24 protein-coding genes are annotated in these 25460 nt (G+C 69.4%); 9 read left to right on the plus strand and 15 right to left on the minus strand.

Going from position 1 to position 25460, the window contains the following annotated elements; genetic code table 11:
- Positions 1 to 141 precede the first annotated feature (141 nt).
- Positions 142 to 342 (minus strand): cold-shock protein, encoded by a 201-nt coding sequence (locus tag R8F63_08175; protein MDW3218579.1) that lies wholly within the window; start codon positions 340 to 342, stop codon positions 142 to 144.
- Between the two features lie 127 nt (positions 343 to 469).
- Here R8F63_08175 and R8F63_08180 point away from each other — a divergent pair, with 127 nt between their 5' ends.
- A complete protein-coding gene (locus R8F63_08180) occupies positions 470 to 2290 on the plus strand; it encodes a carboxyl transferase domain-containing protein (protein MDW3218580.1) in 1821 nt (606 codons plus the stop codon).
- 24 nt (positions 2291 to 2314) lie between these two features.
- On the opposite strand, the gene R8F63_08185 is transcribed toward R8F63_08180, so the two are convergent.
- The 3 genes from R8F63_08185 to R8F63_08195 are packed head-to-tail and all read right to left on the minus strand — an operon-like array spanning position 2315 to position 4521.
- On the minus strand, positions 2315 to 3253 hold the full coding sequence (locus R8F63_08185) for a TIGR03619 family F420-dependent LLM class oxidoreductase (GenBank protein MDW3218581.1): 939 nt from the start codon (positions 3251 to 3253) through the stop codon (positions 2315 to 2317).
- Positions 3250 to 3654, minus strand: coding sequence for a hypothetical protein (locus R8F63_08190; GenBank protein ID MDW3218582.1), 405 nt, complete (start codon positions 3652 to 3654; stop codon positions 3250 to 3252). Before R8F63_08190 ends, R8F63_08185 begins: the two co-directional genes overlap by 4 nt.
- A gap of 21 nt (positions 3655 to 3675) precedes the next feature.
- On the minus strand, positions 3676 to 4521 hold the full coding sequence (locus R8F63_08195) for a hypothetical protein (GenBank protein ID MDW3218583.1): 846 nt from the start codon (positions 4519 to 4521) through the stop codon (positions 3676 to 3678).
- A gap of 61 nt (positions 4522 to 4582) precedes the next feature.
- Here R8F63_08195 and R8F63_08200 point away from each other — a divergent pair, with 61 nt between their 5' ends.
- The gene (locus tag R8F63_08200) at positions 4583 to 5128 is read left to right on the plus strand and encodes a DinB family protein (GenBank protein ID MDW3218584.1); all 546 of its coding nucleotides are present in this window, start codon (positions 4583 to 4585) and stop codon (positions 5126 to 5128) included.
- 9 nt (positions 5129 to 5137) lie between these two features.
- On the opposite strand, the gene bmt is transcribed toward R8F63_08200, so the two are convergent.
- Complete coding sequence (gene bmt / locus R8F63_08205; GenBank protein ID MDW3218585.1) at positions 5138 to 6130, minus strand: betaine--homocysteine S-methyltransferase; 993 nt, start codon at positions 6128 to 6130, stop codon at positions 5138 to 5140.
- Positions 6131 to 6239: 109 nt separating this feature from the next.
- Here bmt and R8F63_08210 point away from each other — a divergent pair, with 109 nt between their 5' ends.
- Genes R8F63_08210 through R8F63_08225 form a run of 4 tightly spaced genes read left to right on the plus strand, consistent with a single transcriptional unit; the run spans position 6240 to position 13925 of the window.
- A complete protein-coding gene (locus R8F63_08210; GenBank protein MDW3218586.1) occupies positions 6240 to 7076 on the plus strand; it encodes a phytanoyl-CoA dioxygenase family protein in 837 nt (278 codons plus the stop codon).
- Complete coding sequence (locus R8F63_08215) at positions 7073 to 9142, plus strand: ABC transporter permease (protein MDW3218587.1); 2070 nt, start codon at positions 7073 to 7075, stop codon at positions 9140 to 9142. The genes R8F63_08210 and R8F63_08215 overlap by 4 nt, the downstream gene beginning before the upstream one ends.
- A complete protein-coding gene (locus R8F63_08220; protein ID MDW3218588.1) occupies positions 9139 to 12051 on the plus strand; it encodes an MFS transporter in 2913 nt (970 codons plus the stop codon). Before R8F63_08215 ends, R8F63_08220 begins: the two co-directional genes overlap by 4 nt.
- Before the next feature lie 47 nt (positions 12052 to 12098).
- Complete coding sequence (locus R8F63_08225) at positions 12099 to 13925, plus strand: hypothetical protein (protein ID MDW3218589.1); 1827 nt, start codon at positions 12099 to 12101, stop codon at positions 13923 to 13925.
- On the opposite strand, the gene R8F63_08230 is transcribed toward R8F63_08225, so the two are convergent.
- A complete protein-coding gene (locus R8F63_08230; GenBank protein ID MDW3218590.1) occupies positions 13901 to 14908 on the minus strand; it encodes an amidohydrolase family protein in 1008 nt (335 codons plus the stop codon). The two genes, R8F63_08225 and R8F63_08230, sit on opposite strands and share 25 nt — an antisense overlap.
- Positions 14909 to 14988: 80 nt before the next feature.
- Entirely contained in the window at positions 14989 to 16539 is a 1551-nt protein-coding gene (locus tag R8F63_08235) for an AMP-binding protein (protein MDW3218591.1), read from the minus strand.
- A 122-nt stretch (positions 16540 to 16661) separates the two neighbouring features.
- Between R8F63_08235 and R8F63_08240 the strand changes: the two genes are divergently transcribed.
- Positions 16662 to 17060: a PilZ domain-containing protein gene (locus R8F63_08240; protein MDW3218592.1), complete on the plus strand. Its 399-nt coding sequence runs from the start codon at positions 16662 to 16664 to the stop codon at positions 17058 to 17060.
- Positions 17061 to 17073: 13 nt separating this feature from the next.
- Here R8F63_08240 and R8F63_08245 read toward each other — a convergent pair whose 3' ends face one another.
- Together R8F63_08245 and R8F63_08250 are read right to left on the minus strand one after the other, a co-directional pair.
- Positions 17074 to 18090 carry a hypothetical protein gene (locus R8F63_08245; GenBank protein MDW3218593.1) on the minus strand — a complete coding sequence of 339 codons (1017 nt, stop codon included), beginning with the start codon at positions 18088 to 18090 and terminating at the stop codon, positions 17074 to 17076.
- A 5-nt stretch (positions 18091 to 18095) separates the two neighbouring features.
- Positions 18096 to 19301: a cytochrome P450 gene (locus tag R8F63_08250; GenBank protein MDW3218594.1), complete on the minus strand. Its 1206-nt coding sequence runs from the start codon at positions 19299 to 19301 to the stop codon at positions 18096 to 18098.
- A 30-nt stretch (positions 19302 to 19331) separates the two neighbouring features.
- Here R8F63_08250 and R8F63_08255 point away from each other — a divergent pair, with 30 nt between their 5' ends.
- Positions 19332 to 20252: a CobW family GTP-binding protein gene (locus R8F63_08255; GenBank protein ID MDW3218595.1), complete on the plus strand. Its 921-nt coding sequence runs from the start codon at positions 19332 to 19334 to the stop codon at positions 20250 to 20252.
- On the opposite strand, the gene R8F63_08260 is transcribed toward R8F63_08255, so the two are convergent.
- The 5 genes from R8F63_08260 to R8F63_08280 are packed head-to-tail and all read right to left on the minus strand — an operon-like array spanning position 20236 to position 22991.
- Entirely contained in the window at positions 20236 to 20727 is a 492-nt protein-coding gene (locus R8F63_08260) for an NUDIX domain-containing protein (protein ID MDW3218596.1), read from the minus strand. The two genes, R8F63_08255 and R8F63_08260, sit on opposite strands and share 17 nt — an antisense overlap.
- A 13-nt stretch (positions 20728 to 20740) precedes the next feature.
- Positions 20741 to 21220, minus strand: a complete 480-nt coding sequence (locus R8F63_08265; GenBank protein MDW3218597.1) for an NUDIX domain-containing protein — start codon at positions 21218 to 21220, stop codon at positions 20741 to 20743.
- A complete protein-coding gene (locus R8F63_08270; GenBank protein ID MDW3218598.1) occupies positions 21190 to 21354 on the minus strand; it encodes a hypothetical protein in 165 nt (54 codons plus the stop codon). Before R8F63_08270 ends, R8F63_08265 begins: the two co-directional genes overlap by 31 nt.
- An 18-nt stretch (positions 21355 to 21372) precedes the next feature.
- Positions 21373 to 21963 (minus strand): uracil-DNA glycosylase family protein, encoded by a 591-nt coding sequence (locus tag R8F63_08275; GenBank protein MDW3218599.1) that lies wholly within the window; start codon positions 21961 to 21963, stop codon positions 21373 to 21375.
- The gene (locus R8F63_08280; protein MDW3218600.1) at positions 21960 to 22991 is read right to left on the minus strand and encodes a pirin family protein; all 1032 of its coding nucleotides are present in this window, start codon (positions 22989 to 22991) and stop codon (positions 21960 to 21962) included. The genes R8F63_08275 and R8F63_08280 overlap by 4 nt, the downstream gene beginning before the upstream one ends.
- Before the next feature lie 32 nt (positions 22992 to 23023).
- Here R8F63_08280 and R8F63_08285 point away from each other — a divergent pair, with 32 nt between their 5' ends.
- Positions 23024 to 24067 carry a TauD/TfdA family dioxygenase gene (locus R8F63_08285; GenBank protein ID MDW3218601.1) on the plus strand — a complete coding sequence of 348 codons (1044 nt, stop codon included), beginning with the start codon at positions 23024 to 23026 and terminating at the stop codon, positions 24065 to 24067.
- 15 nt (positions 24068 to 24082) lie between these two features.
- Here R8F63_08285 and R8F63_08290 read toward each other — a convergent pair whose 3' ends face one another.
- Complete coding sequence (locus R8F63_08290; protein MDW3218602.1) at positions 24083 to 25303, minus strand: serine hydrolase; 1221 nt, start codon at positions 25301 to 25303, stop codon at positions 24083 to 24085.
- Positions 25304 to 25460 lie beyond the last annotated feature (157 nt).

Here is a 25460-nt window from a genome sequence, read left to right on the forward strand (position 1 = left end):
CCGTCGTCCACAGTCCTCAGAAGTGAAGTCCTCAGAAGTGAAGTGCTCGGAAGTGAAGGATCTGCCGACACGCCAAAACGGACAACGGCGCCCCGTGCGGGGGCGCCGTGTTCCGAATTACGTGAATTGTGGAGCGTTCGCTCAGACGACCTTCACGCCGAGGGCTTCGTCACCCTTGCGGCCGGGACCGATCTCGAACTCGACCCGCTGGCCTTCTTCGAGGGTCCGGAAACCGGAGCCGTCGATGTTGGAGAAGTGGACGAAGACGTCGTCGCCGTCTTCGCGGGAGATGAATCCGTACCCCTTCTCGTTGTTGAAGAACTTCACTGTGCCCGTCGGCATTTGGGCATTCCTTTCGATTACGCGGGTCCCAATGTGGTACCCGCACCGACAAGCCTAAACATGTCCGAGACCAAATCGTTGTCGCGTCGGGTTGGAGCCGCCGCGCCGGCTCCGCGAAACTCCGCCGATGGCCCCCGCGAAGCTCGTCGTTCCTTCGAATTGCACGGTTGTCGCCGTTCCCGTGGCCACGGGGCAGGAAGTCGCGGCGGGCACCGTCGTCGCGATCGTCGAGGTGATGAAGATCGAACAGCTGATCACCGCGCCCGAGGACGGCGTGGTCACGAGCCTCGACGCGGCGGTCGGCGACGTGCTCGAAAAAGGAGCGGTCATCGCCGAGGTCACACCCGCGACGATCACCGCCGCGGCCCCGGTGGAGGATGCCGGGGCGAGGGGCGGGATCCGACCCGACCTCGCCGAGGTGCTGGAGCGCCGCCGCTTGCTCGAGGACGGGGCCCGGCCCGATGCGGTCGCCAAGGTGCACGGACGCGGTCGCCGTACCGCGCGCGAGAACCTCGCCGACCTGGTCGACGACGGGAGTTTCGAGGAGTACGGCTCGTTCATGTACGCCGCACAGACCCTGCGTCGCTCGCGTGAGGACCTCATCGCCAACACGCCCGGCGACGGCATCGTCGGCGGCATCGGCCGGATCAACGGTGACCGCTTCGACGACGACCACAGTCGCTGCGCCGTCATGTCCTACGACTACACGGTGCTGGCCGGCACGCAGGGTCTACGGGGCCATCAGAAGAAGGACCGCCTGTTCGACGTGTGCGAACGGCTCGAACTCCCCCTCGTCCTGTTCGCCGAAGGGGGCGGCGGGCGTCCCGGCGACACCGACGGCTCCTCGCTCGCCGGGCTGAACGTGCCATCGTTCGCGGCGATCAGCCGCCTCAGCGGCCTGGTCCCGACCGTCGCCGTGGTCTCGGGGCGTTGCTTCGCGGGCAACGCCGCCCTCGCCGGCGTCTGCGACGTCATCATCGCCACGCCCGATGCGAACCTCGGCATGGCGGGACCCGCGATGATCGAGGGCGGCGGGCTCGGCGTCTTCGCCCCGGAGGACATCGGCCCGGTCGACGTCCAGACCGCCAACGGCGTCATCGACATCCTCGTCGAGGACGACGCCGCCGCGGTGGCGGCCGTGAAGCGCTACCTGGCGTACTTCCAGGGCCCGGTCGACGAATGGGATGCCGCCGACCAGACCGCCCTGCGCGATGTCGTGCCGGAGAATCGCAAGCGGGCCTACAACGTGCGCGACGCGATCTCCCTGCTGGCCGACACGGGCTCGGTCCAGGAACTTCGGCCCACCTATGCCGAGGGCATGATCACGAGCCTCGTCCGCCTCGAGGGGCGCCCCGTCGGCATCATCGCGAACAATCCGCTCCACCTCGGCGGCGCCATCGACGCCCCCGGCTCGGACAAGGCCGCCCGGTTCATGCAGCTGTGCGACGGCCACGGCATCCCCATCCTGTTCCTCTGCGACACCCCCGGGTTCATGGTCGGTCCCGAGGCGGAGAAGGACGCCCAGGTCCGTCGCTTCGGCCGGATGTTCGTCGTGGGCGCGAGCCTCACCGTGCCCTTCGCCACCGTGGTCCTGCGCAAGGCCGTCGGCCTCGGCGCCCAGGCGATGGCCGGCGGCAGCTTCCACGCCCCGCTGCTGACGATCTCGTGGCCCACCGGCGAGGTCAGCGGCATGGGCATCGAGGGCGCGGTGACGCTCGGGGCCCGGCGGGAGTTGGAGGCGATCGAGGACCCCGACGAGCGGGCCGAGGCCTACGAGGCCCGGGTTGCCACCATGTACGAACGGTCGAAGGCCCTGAACGCGGCCGCCCACCACGAGTTCGACGACGTCATCGACCCGGCCGAGACGCGGCGGCGCATCGTCAACCTCCTGCGCGCCGCGCCGACCGGCCGGCCCCACCGGCGGCGGCCCCACATCGATACCTGGTGAGCTGATACCTGGTGAGCTGGGCCGCTACTGATCGCGACCGACGGCGTCTCGGAAGACGCCGACCATCTCGGCGATGCGCTCCTGTGCGTCGGGCGCGTCGTTCGCGAGGCGCAGCATCGCCCGGAAGTCGGACGCCCCGGCCTCGACGAGTGGCGGCACCGTCGCCATGGTGGCCTCGAGGTCGACGGCGCCGTCGGCGTCCATCGCCATGGGGAGGTTCGCGACGACCTCGATGTCGGCTGGATCCCGATCGTGGGCCTCGACCGCGGCTCGCATCCTGGGAATGGCGTCGGCGAGATCAGCCGCGTCCGGACCCCACGGGATCCAACCCGAGCCGAACCGGGCGAGGCGGCGCATCGACCGCTTGTTGACTGTGCCGCTCACCCAGATCGGGATGCCGCCGGGCTGCACCGGCTTCGGCATCTGGTGGATCCCGTCGAAGGACAATCGGTCGCTCTCGTAGGTCGCCCGTTCGTCGCGCCAGAGGGTCTGGAGCACCTCGAGGGTGTGGTCGAGCTGGGCGCCCCGGTCGTCGTAGTCGAGGCCACACGCCTCGTACTCCTCACGCTGCCAACCGACGCCGACACCGAGGTCGATCCGGCCGCCGCTCAGCACGTCGATCGTGGAAAGGGTCTTGGCGAGAACGGCCGGCCGCCGGAGCGCCGCGATCAGGATGTTCGTCGCGAACCGGAGATTGGTCGTGACCGCGGTGAGGTGGGCAATGGTCGCGAGCGGGTCGAGCCAGTGCCCGTCGGGTCCGGTCGGCTGACGCCCGCCGGCCGTACCGCCCGCTTTCGGGTCACCGTAGGCCTCCAGGTTCTCGCCGAACGCGACATGGTCCGACAGCGCCACCCGGTCGAGTCCGGCGAGATCCGCGGCCTGCACGCGTTCGACGAGATGCTCCCAGCTGCCGGGGTCCTCGGCGGCGAAGGTGATCAGCGTGAGCGAGAGCCGGGGGGTCATGACGCCGACCCTACGCGGCGAACATGGCGCCACACGAGAGCAGCGAAGAGGAGTTGGAACGGGAGGCGGACGAGGTTCCGGGTGCGGACGCCGTCGGCCTGTTCGACCCGCACCATCCGACCGTCCTCTCCGGGTCGGACGTCGACGTCGTGCAGGTACATGTCGACGTTCGCGGGGAACACACCGGCGAGGATGGCCAGCAGCCCGATCGCCGCCGGCCGGCGCGTCCGCCGCGAGAACATGCCGAGACCGCACACGATCTCGGCGGCACCGGACGCCTGGTTGGCGAACCGGGCGTTCGGGAACCAGCGGGGCACGATGGCCTCGAAGAAGTCCGGCCGGGCGAAGTGCATCACCCCGGCTCCGGCGAACATCGCGCCCACGACGCGCCGATGCGTCACTCGGTGTCGGCTTCTCGTCGCTCATCGACCGCGCCCCATCGCCGCGAAGGCACCGCCTTCGAGCAGGCCATCGCGCACGGGCTTGAGGAGGTCGATCAGGCGACGCGTGTCGTCGGCGCCGACCGCGTCGACCATCGCCACGCAGGCCTCGTTGGTTCGCCGCTCGATGTCCTCGCGAAAGGCCCGCCCGGCATCGGTGAACTGCTCGTCGGGTTGCAGCAGGCCTCGGCTCACGAGCCGGTCCACGCCGGCCTGCCACGCGTCCTCCGGCCACTGACGGGTGGCGACCAACGCCGACTTCGGCACCTGATCGGTCGCGGCGTGCAGGATCAGCGCCTCGACCGCGTCCACCGGTGCGGCGACGAGGGCGGCGACGTGGGCATCGCCGCGCCACTCGCGCAGCACGGTGATCCGTTGCCAGAGCAACTCCCAGGCATCGTCGGGTTCGGGCACCGCCCGGTTGGCCGCCGCGAGGGCGCGGCCTTCGTCGCCGAGACCGTCCATCATCGCCTTGGCGATCGCCGACGCCGCCGCGATGTCTTCGTCGCTCACAGCTCCACAGCTGGCGGCGAGAACCCGGCCGGCGGCCCGCATCCGTGCCGTCTGGATGGCCGCGGGATCAGCAAGCGTCCACGCGTCCGGGATGACCGCGTGGACGAGCGCGGGGTTGAAGTTGAAGAACGTCGCCACGATGACGCCGGCCGGCACCGGGCCGAAGCAGGCGCCCCGACTCGCGAAGTACTGGTGCTCGGCGGGCAGGCCGACCGCGGCGTACTCCTCCGCGGCCTCGGGCGCGAAATAGATGAACCCGTGGGTCAGGTTGGTGATGCCGCCGAGCTTGGCGGCGAGCGTCACGGCGTCGTCCATGCGGGCACCGTAGGACGAAATGGACGGCGAGCCCGATCTCACACCTGTCACCATGGTGACCATGCCCGATGCCCCGCCCCCGGATTCCCCACCTCCGGATGACAAGGACTGGACGTGGGTCCTCGAGCGGCCCTGCCCCGAATGCGGGTTCGACCCGGCCGACGTCGACGCCACCGGCGTGGCCGACCTGCTCCGGCGCAACACCACCGAATGGGAACGCATTCTCGCCGGACCGCCCGACGAGGTGCGCCGCCGCCCCGCCCCGACCATCTGGTCGCCGCTGGAGTACGCGTGCCATGTGCGCGACGTGCACGTGCTCTACCTCGAACGGCTGGAGCTGATGCTGAACGAGGACGGGCCCCACTACCCGAACTGGGATCAGGACGAGACCGCGATCGCCGAGCGCTACCACGAGGCCGACCCCGCCACGGTGGCGGTCGAGCTACGCGCTGCGGCCGACGCCCTCGCCGCCCGATTCGATGGCGTGGCCGACGACGAGTGGGATCGCACCGGCTATCGAAGCGACGGGGCGGCGTTCACCGTCACGACGTTCGCCACCTACTTCATCCACGATCCCATCCACCACGTGCACGACAGCACGCGCTGAGTCGTCCGGTCAGCTACGGCGGCGGCGGCCGCGGCGCGGCGCACCGTCGGTGGCCCCCCGGTCGGGCGCCTCGTGAACCTCGACGTCGGGCACCGGCAGGGTGCCGTCGAGCACTCCTCGGATCGCGGCGACATGGGCCGGCGAGTTGCCACAGCAGCCGCCGACGATCTGCACGCCGGCCGCCCGCATGCGATGCGCGTGGGCACCCATGATGTCGGGCGACCCGCTGTAGGAGAGCTCCGCGCCGTGCCATTCGGGGATGCCGGCGTTCGCCTTCGAGATGACCGGCAGGTGCGTGTTGGCCCGGATCTCTGCGAGCGCCGCCTCGGTCTCCGGGAGGTTGTTGCCGCAGTTGGCGCCGATCGCGGCGACGCCGAGCGCCGTGAGCCGTTCGGCGGCCTGGGCGCCCGTGACGCCCATCATCGTGCGTCCGGCGGTGTCGAAGCTCAGCGTGACGGTGATGGGCAGGTCGCTGGCCCGCCGTGCGCCCTCGATCGCGGCTTCGATCTCTTCGAGCGAGCTCATCGTCTCGATCCACAGGAGGTCGGCACCACCCTCGGTGAGGCCCTGCGCCTGCTCGGCGAACGAGTCGGCCGCGACCGCGGGCTCGAGGTCACCGAGCGGCACGATCAGCTCACCGGTGGGGCCCATCGAGCCGGCGACGAGCACGCCGCGGTCGGACGCGTCGGCCACGGCTCGGGCGTTGCGGGCCGCGGCGGCGTTGATCTCGACGACCCGGTCGTCCAGCTTGTGGAGGGCGAGCCGGTGGCGGGTGCCACCGAAGCTGTTGGTCAGGATGATGTCGGAACCGGCGTCCACGTAGGCCCGGTGCATGTCCTGCACGGCATCGGCCATGTCGATGTTCATGCGCTCGGGGGCATCGCCGGCGGGCAGACCGCGGGCGAACAGCTCGGTGCCGGTGGCCCCGTCGACCACGAGATGACCGCGTTCCGCGATCAATCGGTCGAGCACGGTGGCGCGGAAGTCGGTCTCGGTCGTCACGCTAGGTGAGGATAGTCCGTCGGCGTGGGGAACGGCATTGGCTATTCGACCCATGGCTATTCGGCCCATGGGCCCACGGATCTGACCTACGCCCGGCGAGCGTGCAAAAGTGTCCGCCGTGCACGCCCACCCCTGGAACACCGCGTTTTCGTGGCGGCGACCCTCCGTGTCGCCTCGGCGACTCTGCGAGGCCGAACTCGACCAGTTCCACGACCAGGGCTGGCTGGTGGTGGAGGACCTCATCGATGCGGCCACGGTCGCCGCGGTGCGCGCCGAGCTGGACGAGATCGAGGCGGACGTCGATGCCCTGCTGAAGGGTCTCCCCGACGAGCGGATGTTCATCGCCGAGGCCGGCGCGATCACGTTCGCCCCCCACGCCGTGAACCAGTCCGCCGCCGCTCGGGCCGTCAGCCGGCATCCGGCCATCGCCGACCTCTGCCACGACCTCGTCGGCCCCGACGTGCGGCTCTACTGGGACCAGGTCGTCTACAAGAAGCCCGAGAAACCGCGGGCGTTCCCCTGGCACCAGGACAACGGCTACACCTACGTCGAGCCCCAGCAGTACCTGACCGTGTGGTTGTCGCTCACCGACGCGCCCGTGGAAGCCGGCTGTCCGTGGGTCGTCCCCGGAGTCCACCTCGGTGGCACCCTGGCCCACGAGTACGTCGACCCCCTCGGGTACCGATGCTTCGCCGAGCACCCGGACGCGGTCGCCGCGCCGGTCCGGGCCGGCGGCGCCGTGGTGTTCTCGTCGCTCACGCCCCACATGACGGGACCGAACACCACCGGCGACATCCGCAAGACCTACATCCTCCAGTACGCCCCGGACGGCGCCGAGGTGCTCCAGGGCGAGGCCCCCGGGCCGCCGACCGGACGCACACCGCAGAACGACGCCGATCGCCAGTACCTCGTGGTCTCGGGCGGCGAGCGAGTCGAGAACGCATGACCGACCGGATGAACGTCACGCCGCCGGCCTGGACGGACCGGCTGAACTGGCTCGCGTGGCCGGTGGTGATCCTGCTCGTGCAGTTGATCCTGTTCCCGGCTCCCGTCGGGGTGATCCTCGACGGCCTCATCCTCGGCCTGATCACGTCGCTCGTCGCGCTCGGTATGTGGCTCATCTACCGGGCGAACCGCGTGATCAACTTCGCCACCGCGGAGTTCGGCTTCCTCCCCGGCGTGGTCGCCATGCTGCTCATCGTCGAGACCGGCTGGGCGTGGTGGCAGGGCTTCACGGTGGGCATCCTCCTGGCGGCCTGCCTCGGACTCTTCACGGAGTTCGTCATCATCCGACGGTTCTTCGATGCGCCCCGGTTGGTCCTCACGGTCGCAACGATCGGCGTCGCGAACCTCTTCGGCGTGATCGCCATCTTCATCCCGGCATGGTGGGACACGCGGCTGGAGAACCAGCGTCTCGAACCACCGGTCGACTGGGTGCTGGACGTCGGCGCCGTGCGCTTCAACGGCAACGACCTGATGGTCGTCATCATCGCCCCGATCGCGATCATCGCGGTGGGGGTCCTGCTGCGGTTCACCCGCCTCGGCGTCGCGATCCGCGCCGCGTCCGAGCTCCCCCGCCGCGCCATGCTGCTCGGCATTCCCGTGAAGGGCCTCCAGTCGGTCGTGTGGACGATCTTCGGCGTCCTCGCGTTCCTTGCCCTGTTCCTGCGGATCGGCGTGTTCGGCACGCCGGTCGCCGGTGACCTCGGCCTGATCTTCCTGCTCCGGGGGCTCGCCGCGCTCACGATCGGCCGCTTCGTGCACCTGCCGACGATCATGGCGTCGTCGATGGCGATCGGCATCCTCCAACAGGGTGTGGCCTGGAACACCGACGGCCAGGAGGCCCAGCAGGTCATCGGCGCGGTGATCGGCATCATCGTCGTGCTGTCACTCCTGCTGCGGCGGGACCGCGGCCTGCGTTCGGACCGGGACGGCGCGTCGTGGCAGAACGTCGGCGAATCACGCCCGGTCCACGCCGCGTTCCGTCGACTCCCGCTCGTTCGGGTCACCCGGGTCGTCGCCGTCCTCGGTGCGGCGTACTTCCTGCTGTGGTGGGTCCCCTACGGAAACGTCATCAAGATCCAGGACGTGCACCGCATCGCGATCATCTTCATCTTCACGATGCTCTTTCTCTCGCTCGGAGTGCTCACCGGCTGGGCCGGCCAGCTCTCGCTCGGGCAACTGGGCTTCTTCGCCGTCGGCGGCGTCGTCGCCGGGAAACTCTCGATCGACTACAACGTCGACTACACGCTCGCCCTCCTCGCCGGGGGCATCGCCGGCGCCGCATCGTCGCTGATCGTCGGTGTGCCGGCGATCCGGTTGCGGGGCGCCTATCTCGCGGTGGCGACGCTCGTGTTCTCCATCGCGATCTCGGGCTACTTCCTGAACCCGCAGTTCTTCGACTGGGTCCTGCGTCCGACCGACCGCATCCCCCGCAACCCGGTCCTCGGCATCGTGGACTGGAACAGCACCCGGGCGTCCTACTTCGTCGCCCTCATCGTCACCGCCGTCGTGATCATCGGCGTCGAGGCGATCCGCCGTTCCCGGACCGGGCGCATCCTCGTCGCCCTGCGCGACAACGAGGACGGCACCGAGGCCTACGGCATCAGCGCGGTACGCGCCCGACTGACGGCGTTCGCCATCTCCGGCTTCATCGCCGCCGTCGCCGGTGGCGTCTCGGTGCACCACAACCAGTTCTTCGAGCCGGACAACCCGGGCTTCAACCTCGGCATCTTCATCGGCGCCGTACTCGGCGGCCTCGGCACCGCCGCCGGCGCCGCGCTCGGCGCCCTCTACTTCAACGGCACGTTCTTCTGGTTCCGCGAGGACTGGGTGCTGTGGACGAGTGCGGCTGGGATCCTCATCATCCTGTGGCTTGCTCCGGCCGGGCTGCACGGCCTCTGGCAGACGATGCGCGACATGTTCCTGCGCTGGTACGGGGCCCGGCGGGGGCTGAGTGACGCCGACCTGGCCGAGGATCTGCTCGAGCCGGCCGAGGAGGTCGCACCATGACCGCGGTTGACGAAACCGTCGGCGAGAAGCCCCACTTCATGCGGCGCATCGTCGGCACCGGGCCGATCCTGCCGATCGGCGTGCTGTTCGGACTCAACGCGGTGGACGAACTCGACCGCTCGGCGGCGGCGATCCTGGCGCCGGAGATCCGCGACGAGTTCGGAATCTCCACCGGCTCGTACTTCCTCATCATCGCGATCGTTCTCTTCTTCGTGCTGATCGCCCAGCCGCTGGTCGCCGGGTTCGCGGACCGGACGAACCGGGTCCGCCTCGCCCTCATCGGCGCGACGATGTGGGCCGTCTTCAGCTTCTCCACCGGCCTCGCTGTGGGTCTCGTGATGTTTATCGTCGTGCGGATCGGATCCGGGGTCGGCAAGGCCGTCAACGATCCGACCCACGGCTCGCTCATCGCCGACTGGTACGAGCCGAACGATCGGCCGAAGGTCTACAGCTTCCACGGCGCGGCGAACGCCGTCGGTCTCGGCATCGGGCCACTGATCGCCGGCATGCTCGCCTACTCGTTCGGCTGGCGGGCCCCGTTCCTGCTCTACGCCTTCCCGACCCTGATCGTCGTCCTGATCGGGCTGCGCCTCCGGGAACCGATCCGCGGCGCCCTCGAACGAGCGGCGGCCGGCGGCGACGAGGAGGCGATCAACACGGCGGAGGAGCCGCCGACCTTCGCCGAGGCGTGGCGCATGTGCTGGAAGATCGAAGCGCTACGCCGTATCTGGTTCGCGACGCCGTTCCTGTCGGCCTCGATCCTCGGGTTCGGCCTCCTCACGACCTTCCTCTACGAGGAGGTCTACGGGCTGGACGAGCGGGCGCGCGGGGTCATCGCCGCGGCGGGTCAACCGGCGCGGATCCTCGGCCTCGTCATCGGCGGCATCGTCGGCGCCCGGCTCATCAAGCGGGACCCGGGCCTGATCCTGCGCTTCCTCGCCCTCGCCTCGTTCATCACCGCGGGACTCTCGCTCGTGTTCGCCCTCGTCCCGAACCTGGCCGTCGCCGTGATCGCCGACATGGGAATCGGCCTCTGTCTCGCCATCGTCGGGCCGGGCATCATCGCCTCGCTGTCGCTCGCGATCCCGCCGCGGGCGCGCGCCATGGGCTTCTCGATCGGCAACCTGTTCGTCATTCCGGGTCTCGTCAATCTGTGGCTCATCGGCGAGGTGGCGGACGCCTGGGGCATCCGCGCCGGCATGGCGATGATGACGCCCATCTTCCTCATCGGCGGTCTCGTCATCTCCAGTGGCGGCAACGTCATCGGGCGCGACATCGAGGACGTGCGCCACGCCGCGCTCACCCGGTCGCAGGTCTTGTCGGCTCGTCGCCGCGGCGAGGTCAAGATGCTCTACATCCGGGGGCTCAACGCGGGCTACAACGGGGTGCGCGTGCTCCACGACGTCGACTTCGAGGTCGACGCGGGAGAGGTCGTCGCCCTGCTCGGCACGAACGGCGCCGGGAAGTCGACCCTGCTCAAGACCATCTCCGGCGTCGTACAGGCCGACTCGGGCGCCATCATGCTCGACGGGAGGGACACCACCCATCCCCCGCCGAACGAGATCACCGCGCTCGGGATCGTCCAGATCCCGGGTGGCGCCGGCGTGTTCCCCGGACTGACCGTTCGCGAGAACCTCGAAGCGGCCGGCTGGCTCCAACGCAACGACCCGGCCGCGCTCGCGGCGGCCCATCAGGAAGTCCTCGACGCCTTCCCGGAGCTGGAGTCCCGGCTCGAGGATCCGGCCGGCGACCTCTCCGGTGGCCAGCAGCAGATGCTCGCCCTCGGGATGACGTTCCTGCTGCGGCCCAAGCTCCTGATGATCGACGAGCTGTCCCTCGGGCTCGCACCGATCGTCGTCGAGCGCCTCCTGGAGATGGTCCGGCGGATCGCGGCGACCGGGGTGACGATCATCCTCGTCGAGCAGTCGGTCAACGTCGCGCTGGAGCTCGCCGACTTCGCCTACTTCATGGAACGGGGCCGGATCCGGTTCCACGGGCGGACCGAGGAGTTGCTCGAGCGCCGTGACCTGCTGCGCTCCGTGTTCCTCGGCGAGAACGACTTCACGTCGACCGCGCGGATCGCGAAGCCGGCCGCTCCCGTCGGCGATCTCGCCCTGCGGGTCGAAGGCGTGACCCGCAGTTTCGGTGGCATCCAGGCCGTCTCGGACGTGTCCTTCGAGGTGTACGACAACGAGATCGTCGGGTTCATCGGTCCGAACGGCGCCGGCAAGACCACCCTCTTCGACGTGATCGGCGGATCGACCCCGGCCGACGCCGGCACCATCGACCTCCGCGGCGTCGCCCTGCATCGTCGCTCGCCGAGCGCGCGCGCCCGCGCCGGCCTCGGGCGGTCGTTCCAGGACGCACGGCTCTTCCCCGCGCTCACCGTCGAGGAGACGATCGCCGTCTCGCTCGAGCGGTGGATCCGGTGGGGCGGTCCCGTCACCGCCGCACTTCATCTCCCGATGGCCTTCGACAGCGAGGCATCGGTCGCGAAGCGGGTCGACGAACTCATCGAGCTGATGAGTCTCGAGCGCTACCGCCACAAGCGCATCCGGGAGTTGTCGACGGGCACGAGACGGATCGTCGACATCGCGTGTGTGATCGCCCATCGGCCCACGGTCATCCTCCTCGACGAACCGTCGAGCGGGATCGCCCAGCGCGAGGTCGAGGCCCTGGCGCCAGTCCTCGAGCGCCTGCGATCCGAGATGGGCGCCTCGCTGCTCGTCATCGAACACGACATGAACCTGCTCGCATCGATCGCCGACCGGGTGATCGCGCTGGACCAGGGGGCTGTGATCGCGACGGGCGTGCCCGACGACGTACTCAACGACCCGCGGGTGATCGCCGCCTACCTTGGCACGGACGAGGCCGCGATCAGCCGTTCGGGACTGAAACCGGACAACTGAGTCGATGATCGGGGCGCTCGCCCCGTGACCGAACCAAGGGGGACAACATGCAACCAGCATCGGCAGAAGGGGGCGGGGGCGACCTCGGCCGTCAACTGAAACGCTACGGACCGCTCGCACTGATCGCGATCGTCGTGATCGTCGTGATCGTCGTCGTGGCGTCGAGCGGCGGGGACGACGACCCCACCGCGGACGACAACGGCGACGCCGAGATCAGCGATCCGAACGATCCGGCCGACCCCGACGACCCGAGCGACCCCGGCGACCCGGCGGATCCGGCCGATCCCGCCGGACCCCGGCTCGACGTGAACGGTCGCGAACTCAACGACGGCGTGGTCCCGCTCAGCTGGGCCCGCGAGCAGGGCGTGGAGGACGACTACGAATGGGGCGACCGTTGCGACCTCGAGCGGGGCAGCATCGCCGTCCCCGACGTGTTCGCGGTCGAGTGCGTCGCCGTGTTCGACGGTGACAACGGCGGGGCCACCGCCCAGGGCGTCACCGAGGACACGATCGTCATCGCGTGGTACCAGGCCCAGGAGCAGGACCCGATCCTCAACTACATCACGTCCGCGATCATCAACGACGACACGAACGCCCAGGAGGAGGCCACCGTCCGGGGCCTGATGGAGTACTTCGAGACGTACTACGAGACGTACGGTCGCTCCGTGGAGCTGGTCGTCGTTCCGGCCAGTGGCAACGTCGCGGACGTGGGTGCCGCGGTGGCGGACGCCAAGTTCATCGTCGAACAGGTCAAGCCCTTCATGGTGTGGGGTGGACCGAACCTCACGAACGCGTTCGCCCAGGAGCTCCATGCCAACGGCATTCCGTGCTTCGGCTGCACCGTCGGCGTGAACTTCGACTACTACGAGGAGCGCCCGGGCCTGGCCTATGTGGTCGGCAAGGGCGGCGAGCAGCTCGACCTGCTCGTCGCGGAGTATGTCGCCAAGCGACTCGCCGGTGACCCGGCGATCCACGCGGGCGATGAGTCGATGCACGACACCGAGCGGGTCTTCGGGCGGGTGTGGACCACCACGGGCGAGGGCTCCGAGCTCGCCAACGAGCGCTTCGAGGCGAACCTGCGCGATCTCGGCGTGGAGATCACCGAGTCGCAGAGCTATGTGCTCGACCCAGCGTCGCTGCAGGAATCGGTGACCACCATCATCACCAAGCTCAAGGAGGCCGGCGTCACCTCGGTGATCGTGAGCACGGACCCGATCGGTCCGCGCGATCTCACCTTCGAGGCGACGGCGCAGAACTACTTCCCGGAGTGGATCGTGACGGGTTCGGTGCTCGTGGACACCACCGCGTTCGCCCGCTCGTACGACCAGACCCAGTGGCAGAACGCGTTCGGCATCTCGAACCTGTCGGCCCGGGTCGCCCAGAGCGCCGGAGGGATCTTCTCGATCTACGAGTGGTTCCACGGCGAGCGGCCGCCGGCCGACGACACGATCGGTGTCCTCTCGCCCAACCCGCAGACGTTCTACTCGTTCCTCCAGTCCACCGGTCCCGAGCTCACCGTGGAGAACTTCAACCACGCGGTGTTCGCGGGGGTCCCCACGGCGCGGGCGGTGACGTCGCCGTCGTTGTCCTGGGGAACCGAGAACATCTGGCCGGCCGACCTCGAGCCCGACTATCGGGGCGTCGACGACATCAGCGAGATCTGGTGGGACCTCGACCAGGAGGGCGTCAACGAGATCGAGGACGAGGGCGTCGGCATGTGGCGGTGGGTCGACGGTGGCCTGCGGTTCCAGCCCGGCGAGATCCTCGAGGGGCCACCGAAGGCCTTCGTGATGGAGGGCTCGGTGGACATCTACGAGCAGCGCCCCGCCGATGAGCAGTTTCCGGGCACCTACGAGCCGCTGCCCGCCGGCTGACCCCCGACCCAGGTCCGATCGACGGTCAGGCCCGGGGACAACGCAACGAGATCGGCGCGACGGCCGGGGGTGATCGACCCCCGGTCGTCGAGGCCGACGACGGCCGCGGGGTTGGCGGACGCCGCCCGGAGCGCATGTTCGAGGTCGATCCCCGCCTCGTGCACGCAGAACCGGACCGCCCCGTCCATCGTGAGCGCGCTGCCCGCCAGCGTGCCGTCGGGCAGCCGCGGCGCGCCGTCCACGAGAGCGATGTCGGCTTCGCCGAGGCGACCGCTGCGCCACCCGACCGCGTCGGAGACGAGGACCACCTTCCCGGCCGGCTTCGCGCGGAAGACGAGGTCGACGATCCGGGCGTCGAGATGGTGACCGTCGGCGATGAGCGAGACGGCCAGCCGGTCGTCGGTGAGGGCGGCCCCGATGGCGCCGGGTTCACGTTGATGAAGGGCGCCGCTGGCGTTGAAGACGTGGGTGAAGAGCGTCGCCCCGGCGTCGACCGCGGCCTCCACCTGCTCGGCGGTGGCCGCGGTGTGGCCGAGCGCGGCCACGACGCCCCGGCTGCCGAGCAGCGCGATCGCCGCGCCGGCACCCTCGCACTCGGGCCCGAGGGTGACGATCGCCACGGTCTCCGGCAGGCCGGCCAGCCACCCGAGGTCGACCGGACCGGCGGCGACATTCGTGTGGGCACCGTGCTGCGTTCCCAGAAACGGCCCTTCGAGATGCACGCCGACGACGTCGGCGCCGGACGCGGCGTGGTCCGCGACGCGGGCGAGCCGCCGATCGAGCACATCCAGGGGTGCGGAGACCAACGTCGGGCACCAGGAGGTCACGCCCTGGGCGGTGAGGAGTTCTCCGAGCCGGCGCCAGCCCGCCGCGTCCGCCGTGGCCACGTCGACGTCGTCGTGCCCGTTGACCTGGAGGTCGACGAACCCGGGGGCCACGATCTCGAACTCGGGGTCGGCGCAGGGCCGAACGTCGGTGATCACGCCGCGCTCGACGACGACCTCGTGGTCGACGAGGAAGCCGTCCGGCGTCAGGACGCGACGGCCGGCGATGGCGCCGATCGCTACTCCCGGTCGCGCAGCTCGCGGCGCAGGATCTTGCCGGACGCCGACTTGGGAATGGCGTCGATCTCCTCGAGCAGACGGATCTGCTTGTAGCTGACCAGGTGTTCGCCCACGAACTCCTGCACTTCTTCGAGGGTCACGGAGGCACCGGGAGCGACCTGGATGAACGCCTTCGGCAGTTCCCCGGCGGCTTCGTCGGGCACGCCGATGACGGCCACGTCGACGATCGCGGGATGGGTGATCAGCAGCGCTTCGAGCTCTGCGGGCGGCACCTGGAAGCCGTTGTACTTGATGAGTTCCTTGATGCGATCGACGATCGAATAGTGGCCGGCCTCGTCGATGACGGCGACGTCACCGGTGTGGAGCCAGCCGTCGGCGTCGATGGTGTCGGCGGTCGCCTGCTCGTTGTTGAGATACCCCTTCATCACCATCGGACCGCGGACCCAGAGCTCGCCGCGCTCCCCGACCGGCTGATCCTCGCCGGTCTCGGGATCGACGACGCGGCATTCGACATTCGAGATCGCGACACCGCTCGTGCCGGGGCGGCCGTGACCCTCGACGGTGGAATGCGAGACGGGGCTCAACTCGGTCATGCCGTAGCCCTGCACGACCTCCACGCCGATGCGGGCGCCCGCCTCGTTCGCGAGCTCGGCACCGAGCGGCGCGGCGCCGGAGAACACCTGCTTCAGCGACGACAGGTCGTAGGAATCGACCTGGGGCGACTTGGCGAGACCGAGCACCATCGGCGGGACCGCGAAGAAGCGCGTGATCTTCTCGCTCTGCACGAGCGCCAGCGCGGCGTCGAGATCGAAGCGGGGCATCGTGACGACCTTCACCCCGTTGGCGATCAGCCCGTTCATCAGCACCTGCATGCCGTAGATGTGGAAGAACGGCAGCGCGGCCAGCGCCGCCTCGTCGCCCTCGTAGGTGAGGACGTGTTCCATCTGGCAGATGTTGGCCACGAGGTTGGTGTGGGTGAGCATGACCCCCTTCGGCAGCCCGGTCGTGCCGGAGGAGTACGGCAGGACGACGACGTGATCGTGCACATCGACGGCCACCTGCTCGATCGGATCGCCGAACAGCGACGCCATCGGCGTCGCGCCGTCGGCCTCGCCCATGACGAACAGCTCCGTGACGTCGGTGCCCTCCATCGCCTCCGCCGCGACCGGTAGGAACATCGGCACCGTCAGGAGCAGGGTCGCTCCCGCGTCCTGGAGCTGGAAGCGAACCTCGCCGGCACCGTAGGTGGGGTTGATCGTGGTGATGGTGCCCCCGGCGACCGCGACCGCGTGGAACACGATCGCGTACTCCGGCACGTTGGGCGCCATGATCCCGAGCGTGGAGCCCGGGCCGAAGCCGCGGGCCTGAAGGCCGCCCGCCATGCGATGCACGGCGTCGCTGAGCTCGGCGTAGGTGTAGCTCGACGACGCGCCATCGGTGATCGCCACTGCGTCGGGCGTCTCGGCCGCCTTCTGCAGTACGAACGAACTGACGGCGACCTCGGGGATGTCGACCTCGGGGAGCGGACTCTTGTGGATGATCACGTCCATACCTCTCTTCCAGCGCCGCGCAGCGTAGCAAACCGGCTGGAGAGGGCTGATCGGACCTTTCTCATGGGTCGAACGACTCATCCGACTTCCCCAACCATGCCGAGGCGCCGTACCGTGAGAACATGCCTACTGGAGCGAGATACATCGACCGGCTGCTCCCCCGCCACGAGCCGCCGGGCGACCTGGAATTGGACTGGCACGTCCACGTCGAACGGGTCGGATTCCTCAAGAAGGAAGAGCTGCATCACCGCGGCGTCGTGTGCGACCTCTCGCTGGAGGGCGCGCTCGTCCGCGTCGACGATGCCGACAAGCACCAGGTCGGCGACGAGATCGCGGTCCGCTTCCGCGGACTCGACGGCACCGCGACGATCCGCCACATCCAGCGCACCGAGGACGACGAAGTGCACTTCGGCGTGCGCTTCGAGCCGGCACCGGCCTTTCGCGACGCGATCGATCTCGCGGTCGGGGAACTACGCGGTCACTCGTCCGAACTCTCCACAGCCTGGAACCGCGCGAACTGACGGCCGGCGCAGCTCAGGCTGCGGCTTCGAACTCCGCGAGCACCCGTGCGGGCTCGGCGTGTTCGGCGATGCGGTCGTGCAGGACCTTCCGCTGTTCCACGGCGGCGAGCTTCGGCTGCTGGACCGTGGCCCATTCCACGAGCCCCGACCAGAACCGGTCGATGAGTTCGGCGCCGCTGACCGTGCCGCCGTCGAGCGTGCGGAACGACACCGAGCGCATCTCGCCGAGATAGATGTTCAGCGAACGCACGTGGATCGCCTCGTCGATGCGGATCCGCTCGACGATCTCCGCCGCGAGCTCGGCGTCCGCCCGGCGATCGGTGAAGACGTCGGGCGTCCGGAGGATCTGCTGGGTGTCGGCGAAGCCCAGTTCGGCGCGAAATTCGATGATCAGCAGGTTGGCGAGGAACGACACCATGCCCTCGATCTCGGGCGGCACCTCGGGCACGTGGCGGGTGCCGGCGTCCTCGCGACCGATGTTCTCCGGCGGCTCCACGTCGGGGAACGCGTCCGGCCCGAAGGCGAGGTCACGGGCCGCGAACCACATGGCGTCGTGACCGCCGATCCCCTCGGCCGGAAGGCCGCCCTCGTCGAGCCCGTGGGCGAGCAGCAACCCCGTGTTCAGATGACCGATCGCCATCTCGGAGATGTCGTCGACGATCACGGATTGGAGATCCGGGAAGGTCATCTCCGCCAGCAGCCGACCGCGGGCCTCGATCTTGCCGATGATGGTGAGCGAGTTCCAGAACGACTGGCCCAGACCGTTGCGCAGCAACACGAGTTGCTGTTCGGCCGTGGGCAGGCGCAACCCGTCGAGCAGCTCGGCCGTCGCGCCGAAGGGCGCGCCGCCGCGCTCGCGCAACGCGGCTTCCCAGGCGTCGAGGGCCACTTCGCGAACGAGGGCCCGGGGCGGCTGATACGAGCCGTCGGCGAGGAACCCGCCGTGGAGCCGTTCGCCGAGGACCACGTGCTCCGCCGCGTAGTCGTGGTCGGCAAGCAGCTCGGCTTCGGTGTAGGTCAGTCGCGCCATGCCGATCACTGTACGCGGACGGTGAACTCGTCGAGACCCCGCAGATTGATCCGACCGTTCCACACGGGGTCGCCACTGGGCTCGGCGTTCGGGAAGCGACGCAGGAAGCGACCGATCGCCACCTGCCCCTCCAGCTTCGCGAGCGACGCGCCCAGGCAGTAGTGGATGCCGCTGCCGAACGACACGTGTTGGCCGGCGTCGGGCCGGGTGATGTCCAGCTGCTCGGCCGTGGGGCCGAACTTCGCGGGGTCGTGGTTGGCCGAGCCGAGCGACGTCTGCACGAACGACTTCGCCGGGATCGTCACGCCGTCGATCTCGGTGTCGTGCAGCGTGATCCGCCGGGAGAACTGCACCGGGGACACCCAGCGCAGCATCTCGTCGACCGCGTTCGCGTCGAGTGATGGGTCCTTGCGCCAGCGGTCGGCCTGCTCCGGATGGGCGAGCAGCTCCTTGATACCCGTGCCGATCAGGTTGACGGTGGTCTCGTGGCCGGCCACGAACAGCAGGTTCACCTGATCCCGCAGCTCCTTCGGGGTCATGCGGTCGCCGGCCTCCTCGACCTCGATCATCGCGGTCAGGATGTCGTCGGCCGGGTTCGCCCGTTTCCATTCGATCACTGTGTCGAGATAGCCCTCGAGGTTGCGGTTGGCCTCGACCGCCTCGCGCATCTCGTCCTCCGTGATGATCGGATCGAGGGTCTTGACGATCGCGCCGGACCAGTCCCGGATCTGCACCTTGTCGGCATCGGGAAGGCCGAGCATCTCGGAGATCACGTCGAACGGGAGCGGGAACGCGAGCTCGCCGACGACATCGGCCGTACCGGCCTCCTCCATCGTGTCGAGCATGGCGTCGACCATCTGCTCGATGCGGGGGCGGAGTGCCTCGATGGTGCGGGGCGTGAACGCCTTGCTCACGAGACGTCGCAGCCGCGTGTGGTCCGGCGGGTCCATGCCGAGGATCGATTCGAACTCGTCGAAGTCCGAGTACTGGTCGACCAGCGCCGCCCTCTCCATGTCGTCGATGTTCGCGTTGCGGTCGTCGACGCTCATCTCCGGATCACGCAGGATCGCGAAGACATCGTCGTAGCGGAACAGCGCATACCCGCCGGTGAGCAGCGCGTGGACCGGATCGGCCTCGCGCATCTCGGCGAAGTGGGACCACGGATCGTCCGTGTATCCGTCCTGGAGCGGGTTGAAGAAGACGGCCGTCATGGCGCGACCGTAGCGCTAGCGTCCATCGCGGTGAACAGGATCCGAGCGACTGAGACAGATGACACACCGGAGGTGATCGCGCCCTGGGACGGTCGCCGGGTGCCCGTCACGCTGCTCGGCGGCTATCTCGGGGCCGGGAAGACGACGGTCGTCAACGCGGTGCTCGCCCACACCGATCGACCGATCGCGGTGCTCGTCAACGACGTCGGCGCGGTCAACGTCGACGCCTCACTCGTGCGCCGGCGCAACGGCGACACGATCGAACTCACCGACGGCTGCGTCTGTTGCAGCCTCGCCGGTGGCCTGGCTGCCGCCTTCGACGGGCTCCGGGCGCGGCCCGAGCCGCCCGACCACATCATCCTCGAGCTCAGCGGCGTGGCCGACCCCGCCCGTGTCGCGCCATGGGCGGACAGCGACGGGTTCCGGCTCGACGGGATCGCCGTCCTCGTCGACGCCGAACAGTTCCTCGACCGGCTCGACGACCCGGCCACCGGACCCCCGGTCGCCACCCAGGCCGCCGCCGCCGACCTCTTCGTGCTGAGCAAGCTCGATCTCGCCGATGCCGACCAAGCGGCGCAGACGCGTGCCCGCTTGGCGGCCGATCATCCGGGTGTGCCGGTCCTCGCGGCCGAGGACGCGATCGCGACGGCGTCGTTTCTCGACCTCGGGACGCGACGCCCCGGTGGCGTCGCCGACACACCGATGCCGGCCCTGTTCGACGCCCACGACGTCGACGTCCGTCCGGTGCCGCGGCCGATCGAGCGGGCGGACTACGAGGCGATGATCGCCGCACTTCCCGATGACGTCTTGCGAGCGAAGGGCATCGCCGAGACGCCGGACGGCACCCGTCTCCTCGCCCAGGTCGTCGGGCGGCGCCGGGTGGTCACCGAACTGCCGCAGGCCGAGTCGCAGGAACCGACCGGCCTGGTCGTGATCACCGCTCGGCGGTGAGATCCTCCCGCCACGGCTCGCCGGGCGGGCCGTCGGCGAGGATCGCGGCGAGCAGATCCGCCAGCGTGGTCGGGTAGACGGGTTCGTCGAGGGCCCGGAGCTCGTCGACGCCGAGCCAGCGCATCTCGTCGATCACGGACAGCTCCAGCTCCTCCAGCAACCGAGGCGCCGGCTCGAACTCGGCGTCGACCTCCACCAGGAAGACGGTCTCGGTCTGGCGGTACCGCTCCCCGGCCAGCGGGAACTCGTTGACCCGCTCCATGACGACCGGGCCCAGATGCGCCACGTCGATGCCGAGCTCCTCGGCGAGCTCCCGCTTGGTGCCGGCGTCGAGCGACTCGCCGGGGTCGAGGCCACCACCGGGTGTGAACCAGAACCCGCCCCGTTCGGTGTCGGCCGGGTCGGTGCCGCGGATGAGCAGGATCCGCCCCGTCGGTGCGAGCACGAGGGCCCGACCGGCGCGCCGTTCGATCACGCGAGCGGCTCGATCACGCGAGCGCCTCGCGGAGCCGGTCGAGGAAGACGAGCTGTCCCTTCACCAGCTTGACCGCAGCGGTGTCGAGATCGAACCATTCGGCCCGGTCGATCTCGGCCACGGTGACTATTCGGCCCGTCCCACGGGGCCACTCCATCTCGAAGGTGTTGCTCGAGATCGACGAGGCGTCGAAGTCGCCGGCCCGAGCGAAGATGTGGTTGGTCTTGCGTCCTGCCTTCGCGGCGCCGAGGTCGAGCGTCTCCCCGGCGGGCGGCGGCGAGCCCATCTCCTCGGTGAACTCGCGTTCGGCGACGGCGAGGAGATCGTGGTCGCCCGGCTCTCGCAACCCCTTCGGGATCGACCAGCCGTGTTCGTCCTTCTTCGCCCAGAACGGCCCGCCCATGTGCCCGATGAGGACTTCCGGCCCTGCCGGGCCGGCGCGGTGCAGCAGGAGGCCTGCGCTCAGCTGTTGAGCGGTTTCATGAACGACCACAGGTGCCCCTCACCGTCATGGGCACCGTACTCGCGGTACCCGTACGGCTGATCGACGGGCCCCATGGAGGCGGTGACGCCGGAGGTGTCGGCCAGTTCGCCGATCTTGTGCATCGGCTCGGCGGTGGGGCTCATGGGAGCGACGGTAGGGCCTCACGTCGCGTGAGGTGCAAGCACTTCTTTCACGCGGGCGCGGATCGCGGGCACCGTCTCCGCCTCGAACCACGGATTCGCCCCCAGCCAGCGCACGTTGCGCGGCGATGGATGGGGCATCACCACCCGGTCCGGCAGGAACGCCTCCCACCGGCGCACGGTCTCGGTCAACGACGCCGATCGATCCGGCAGGTAGCGGGCCTGGGCGTACTGCCCGATGATCACCTGCAGTCGGTCCTCGGGGAGATGGGCCAGCAGTCGCTCGTGCCACAGCGGCGCACATTCCGGGCGGGGTGGCAGGTCGCCGGACCGGCCCTTTCCCGGGTAGCAGAACCCCATCGGGATCAGCGCCACGCGGTCCGGATCGTAGAACTCGTCCTCGCTCAGCCCGAGCCAGCCCCGCAGCCGGACGCCGCTGGGGTCGTCCCACGGCACCCCCGACTCGTGGACGCGGCGGCCCGGCGCCTGTCCGATGATCACGACCGACGCGTGCGACCCCACCTGCACGATCGGGCGGGGGCCCGCTTCGAGCGATGCCTCGCAGACGCGACACGCCCGCACCTCCTCGAGGAGGTGGGAGAGGCTCGTCACCCGTCCGTGGCGTCGATGTCCTCGCGACGACCGTCGGCGTGGATCGCGAAGCGCCCGGCATCGGCACCATGGTTCGGCGCCGGCGACGGCCAGGGCCAGCCGCCGAACTGGGTTGCCTGGTAGTCGCGGTAGGCGTCCTGGATCTCGTCGTCCGTGGTCATCACGAACGGCCCGTAGCGGGCCACGGGCTCGTCGAGTGGCCGCCCCTGCAACAACATCATGTCGATCCCGCCCTCACCGGCGACGATCTCGAGTTCGACGGACGCGTCGACGTGAGCGCCCGTGCCGGCGTCGAGCCGCGTGCCGGCGATCGTGACCGTCGATCCCTCGAACGCGTAGAGCACCCGTTGGGTGCGCGAGCCCGGTGCCGCCGGCAGCGTCCACCGGGCATCCGGCTCCATGTGGAGGTGCCAGATCGCCACGTCCGCTTCGGCCTTCGCCGCCCACGAGTCGGGAGGCGGGGCCGGCGGCTCGGCGTCCGACCGGCGGCCGGCGATCACCGTGATCTCCGTGCGCCTCCTGGCAACGTCCTTCTCGATCACCCGGGGCGTGCGATCGCTCCACAGCATCGTGAAATACGGATCGACCATCTTGTCGGCCGCGGGGAGGTTCAGCCAGATCTGGAAGAGCTCGAGTGGGTTGGGCTCGTCGGTGCGCACGAGGGGGAACATCTCGGCGTGTTGCACGCCGGCGCCCGCGGTCATCCACTGGGTGTCGCCCTCACCGAAGCGGGCGGTCGCCCCGAGCGAGTCCGCATGGTCGACGTAGCCCTGACGCACGTAGGTGATCGTCTCGAAGCCACGGTGAGGATGTTGCGGGAAGCCCGGCACGTCGGACCCGTGGTACATGCTCCATCCGTCCGTGCCGGAGAAGTCGTGACCGATCGAACGACCGGCCAGCGAGGCCTCCGGGCCGAGCGAGCCGTCGCCCCGAGGATACATGTCGTGATGATGGGCGACGAACAGGAACGGATCGATCGTCGGCCACTGGGGACCCAGCGGAAAGGTCTGCCGGATCGGTGAAGTCATGGGACAAGCGTAGAGGGAGTAGACAGGAGCCGATGACGAGCGAGACCATCATCGTCCGCGAGCCGTTGACCGGCCCGGCCGCTTGGCGCGGCGCCGAGCTGTCGCGCGACGACTACGTCTACGAACTGACCGACGCCGAACTCGCCGGGATCGACCGGCTGCGCACCATGCTCGGCCCGACGGTCGACAGCCTGGGCGCGATCGCACCGGAGTCCACTCCCACGCCCGAGTTCGCGGATGCCATCGCCGTGTGGCTCGATCGCTTGGAGAACGGCGTGGGGTTCGTCGTCATCCGCGGACTCGACCTCGAAGGCTGGACCCCACGCGAGGCCGGTCTCGTCTACTACGCGCTCGGACGTCAGCTGGGCGTGCCGGTGAAGCAGAACGACCGCGGTCATCTCCTCGGCCATGTCCGCGACACCGGAAAGGACATCTTCACCGACCCGAGCGCTCGGGGCTACCAGGTCCGCATCGCGCTGCCGTTCCACACCGACACATCGACCGACCTCCTCGCCCTGCTCTGCTACCGGACGGCGAAGGAAGGCGGCGACAGCGCACTCGCGCCACTGCAGACGATCTACAACGAGGTCCTCCATCGGCGACCGGACCTGATCGACACCTTCTATGAGCCCTTCCGCTTCGACTGCCGTGACGACGAGCACCCGGACGGCGGGCCGTTCTACACCCGCGTCCTGGCCTCGGTCGGCCGCGACGGCCGCCTGTCGCTGCGTCACAACTCGGGCTACGCCCGTAGCGCCGCCCACCGATTCGAGGACTGTCCCGAGCTCACACCGCGACAGGACGAACTGCTGAGCCTCGTCGATCAACTCGCGTCCGACCCCGAGATCCACGTCCGCTTCCGCCTGACGGAAGGCGACATCGTGCTCGTCAACAACTATGTCGTCGCCCATTCCCGCACCGCGTTCGAGGACCACGACGACGAGGATCGAAAGCGGCACCTCATGCGACTGTGGTTGGTGCTCCACGAGGGACGGCCACTGGCGCCCGAGTTCGACAACCGGGCCGGATTGATGACGACGGCCGACATCCACGAGGACGGACTCGCTCCCGCCTGACGGTCGTCCGGAAGGTCAACCGAGCACGGCCTCCTCGACCGGGCCGTAGAGCAGCCCGGCCAGCTGGTTGCCGACCACCGAGGAGTCCTCGATCACCATGTAGGCGCCGAACCCGTCGTCGAGCTGTAGCCAGCTCACGGCGCCGTACGCGCCCGGGTCGGTGATCCGGCCCGCCGCCGCGTCGGTCCACCAACCCATCCCGTAGCCGACGGGCGAGTCGTAGACGCGTCCGGTGCGGTTCTCGTGCATCTGCGCGAGCGCGTCCGGCGAGAGCACCTGGGTGTCGCCGCACATGCCGTCGCGCAGGTGCATCAACAGCAGCTCGGCGTAGTCGCGGGCGGTCGTGTAGACGCCGCCCTCCATGTTCGGATTGTCCGTCGGCGGGAGCAGCGAGAGGTCGCCGTCCCAGTCGGGGTACTCGAACGACGCCCCCAGGGGCACCCACGGGCTCGTGTAGCCGAAGTTCTCGAGGCCACAGGGCTCGACATAGATCTCGTCGACCAGCTCGTTCCACGACTTGCCGGACGCGAGCTCGGCGACCGCGCCGGCCACCTGCCATTGTCCGCCGCCGTAGCGGAACTCCGTGTCGGGCGGGACGGTGTCCTCATCGTCGATGGTGGTGGTCAGCAGCGTCTCCGCGCACGCCTGGAGTGTGGTGGCGAAGTTGTACTGACAGAGGAAGTCCGCACCTCCGTCCAACGCACCGGCGAGTCCGACGAGCCCCGAGCTGTTCGACACGAGCTGGGCGGCCGTGATGTCGGGGTGATCGGCGGCCCACGGGGCCAGGTCCGCGATCGGGGCGTCCACGTCGAGGGCGCCCTCGTCGTCGAGGTGCATGAGGACGCCGGCGCTCACCATCTTCGACGTCGACATGATCAGCGACACGCGGTCCTCGCTGAACTCGCCCCAGTAGTCCTCGTGGATGATGCCCTCGTCACGCTCGACGACGATGAGGCCGGCCCCGTTCAGATCGTTCTCGGCAAGGAACGACTCGACGATCGGCGAGATCGCCGAGAAGTCCCGCGCCGACGGTTCCGGCTCCGGTTCGGGTTCCGGTTCGGGGTCGGCGTCGGGGTCGGGGTCCGGCTCGGGTTCGGGTTCCGGTTCGGCTTCCGTGCCGTCGTCGGCGGCGGCACCGTCGTCGGCCGGTGATGCGTCGTTGCCATCCCCGCCGTCGTCGCCGCAGGCGGCAGCGATCAGGGTGAGGACGGCGAGAAGGGCGAGCAGACGACGCATCCGGTCAACGGTAGCGGTGGGCGCCTCGCTGATCGAAGTGAGATCCGGTCGGGGGTCTCAGACCTTGCGCCACACCGAGACGTGTCGCTCGCTCGCCTCGGTGAAAGGCTCGCGTCGCCAGCCCTCCCATCGGTCCACGAGCTCCAGACCCGCCAAC

It is taken from the genome of Acidimicrobiales bacterium (assembly GCA_033344915.1).
Lineage (GTDB): Bacteria > Actinomycetota > Acidimicrobiia > Acidimicrobiales > Aldehydirespiratoraceae > JAJRXC01.

What these genes read in the sequence shown, in the direction of transcription:
- R8F63_08175 (MDW3218579.1), bottom strand. Translation starts at nt 342, where the DNA reads ATGCCGACGGGCACAGTGAAGTTCTTCAACAACGAGAAGGGGTACGGA.
- R8F63_08180 (MDW3218580.1), top strand. Translation starts at nt 470, where the DNA reads ATGGCCCCCGCGAAGCTCGTCGTTCCTTCGAATTGCACGGTTGTCGCC.
- R8F63_08185 (MDW3218581.1), bottom strand. Translation starts at nt 3,253, where the DNA reads ATGACCCCCCGGCTCTCGCTCACGCTGATCACCTTCGCCGCCGAGGAC.
- R8F63_08195 (MDW3218583.1), bottom strand. Translation starts at nt 4,521, where the DNA reads ATGGACGACGCCGTGACGCTCGCCGCCAAGCTCGGCGGCATCACCAAC.
- R8F63_08200 (MDW3218584.1), top strand. Translation starts at nt 4,583, where the DNA reads ATGCCCGATGCCCCGCCCCCGGATTCCCCACCTCCGGATGACAAGGAC.
- R8F63_08215 (MDW3218587.1), top strand. Translation starts at nt 7,073, where the DNA reads ATGACCGACCGGATGAACGTCACGCCGCCGGCCTGGACGGACCGGCTG.
- R8F63_08220 (MDW3218588.1), top strand. Translation starts at nt 9,139, where the DNA reads ATGACCGCGGTTGACGAAACCGTCGGCGAGAAGCCCCACTTCATGCGG.
- R8F63_08225 (MDW3218589.1), top strand. Translation starts at nt 12,099, where the DNA reads ATGCAACCAGCATCGGCAGAAGGGGGCGGGGGCGACCTCGGCCGTCAA.
- R8F63_08235 (MDW3218591.1), bottom strand. Translation starts at nt 16,539, where the DNA reads ATGGACGTGATCATCCACAAGAGTCCGCTCCCCGAGGTCGACATCCCC.
- R8F63_08240 (MDW3218592.1), top strand. Translation starts at nt 16,662, where the DNA reads ATGCCTACTGGAGCGAGATACATCGACCGGCTGCTCCCCCGCCACGAG.
- R8F63_08245 (MDW3218593.1), bottom strand. Translation starts at nt 18,090, where the DNA reads ATGGCGCGACTGACCTACACCGAAGCCGAGCTGCTTGCCGACCACGAC.
- R8F63_08250 (MDW3218594.1), bottom strand. Translation starts at nt 19,301, where the DNA reads ATGACGGCCGTCTTCTTCAACCCGCTCCAGGACGGATACACGGACGAT.
- R8F63_08270 (MDW3218598.1), bottom strand. Translation starts at nt 21,354, where the DNA reads ATGAGCCCCACCGCCGAGCCGATGCACAAGATCGGCGAACTGGCCGAC.
- R8F63_08280 (MDW3218600.1), bottom strand. Translation starts at nt 22,991, where the DNA reads ATGACTTCACCGATCCGGCAGACCTTTCCGCTGGGTCCCCAGTGGCCG.
- R8F63_08285 (MDW3218601.1), top strand. Translation starts at nt 23,024, where the DNA reads ATGACGAGCGAGACCATCATCGTCCGCGAGCCGTTGACCGGCCCGGCC.
- R8F63_08290 (MDW3218602.1), bottom strand. Translation starts at nt 25,303, where the DNA reads ATGCGTCGTCTGCTCGCCCTTCTCGCCGTCCTCACCCTGATCGCTGCC.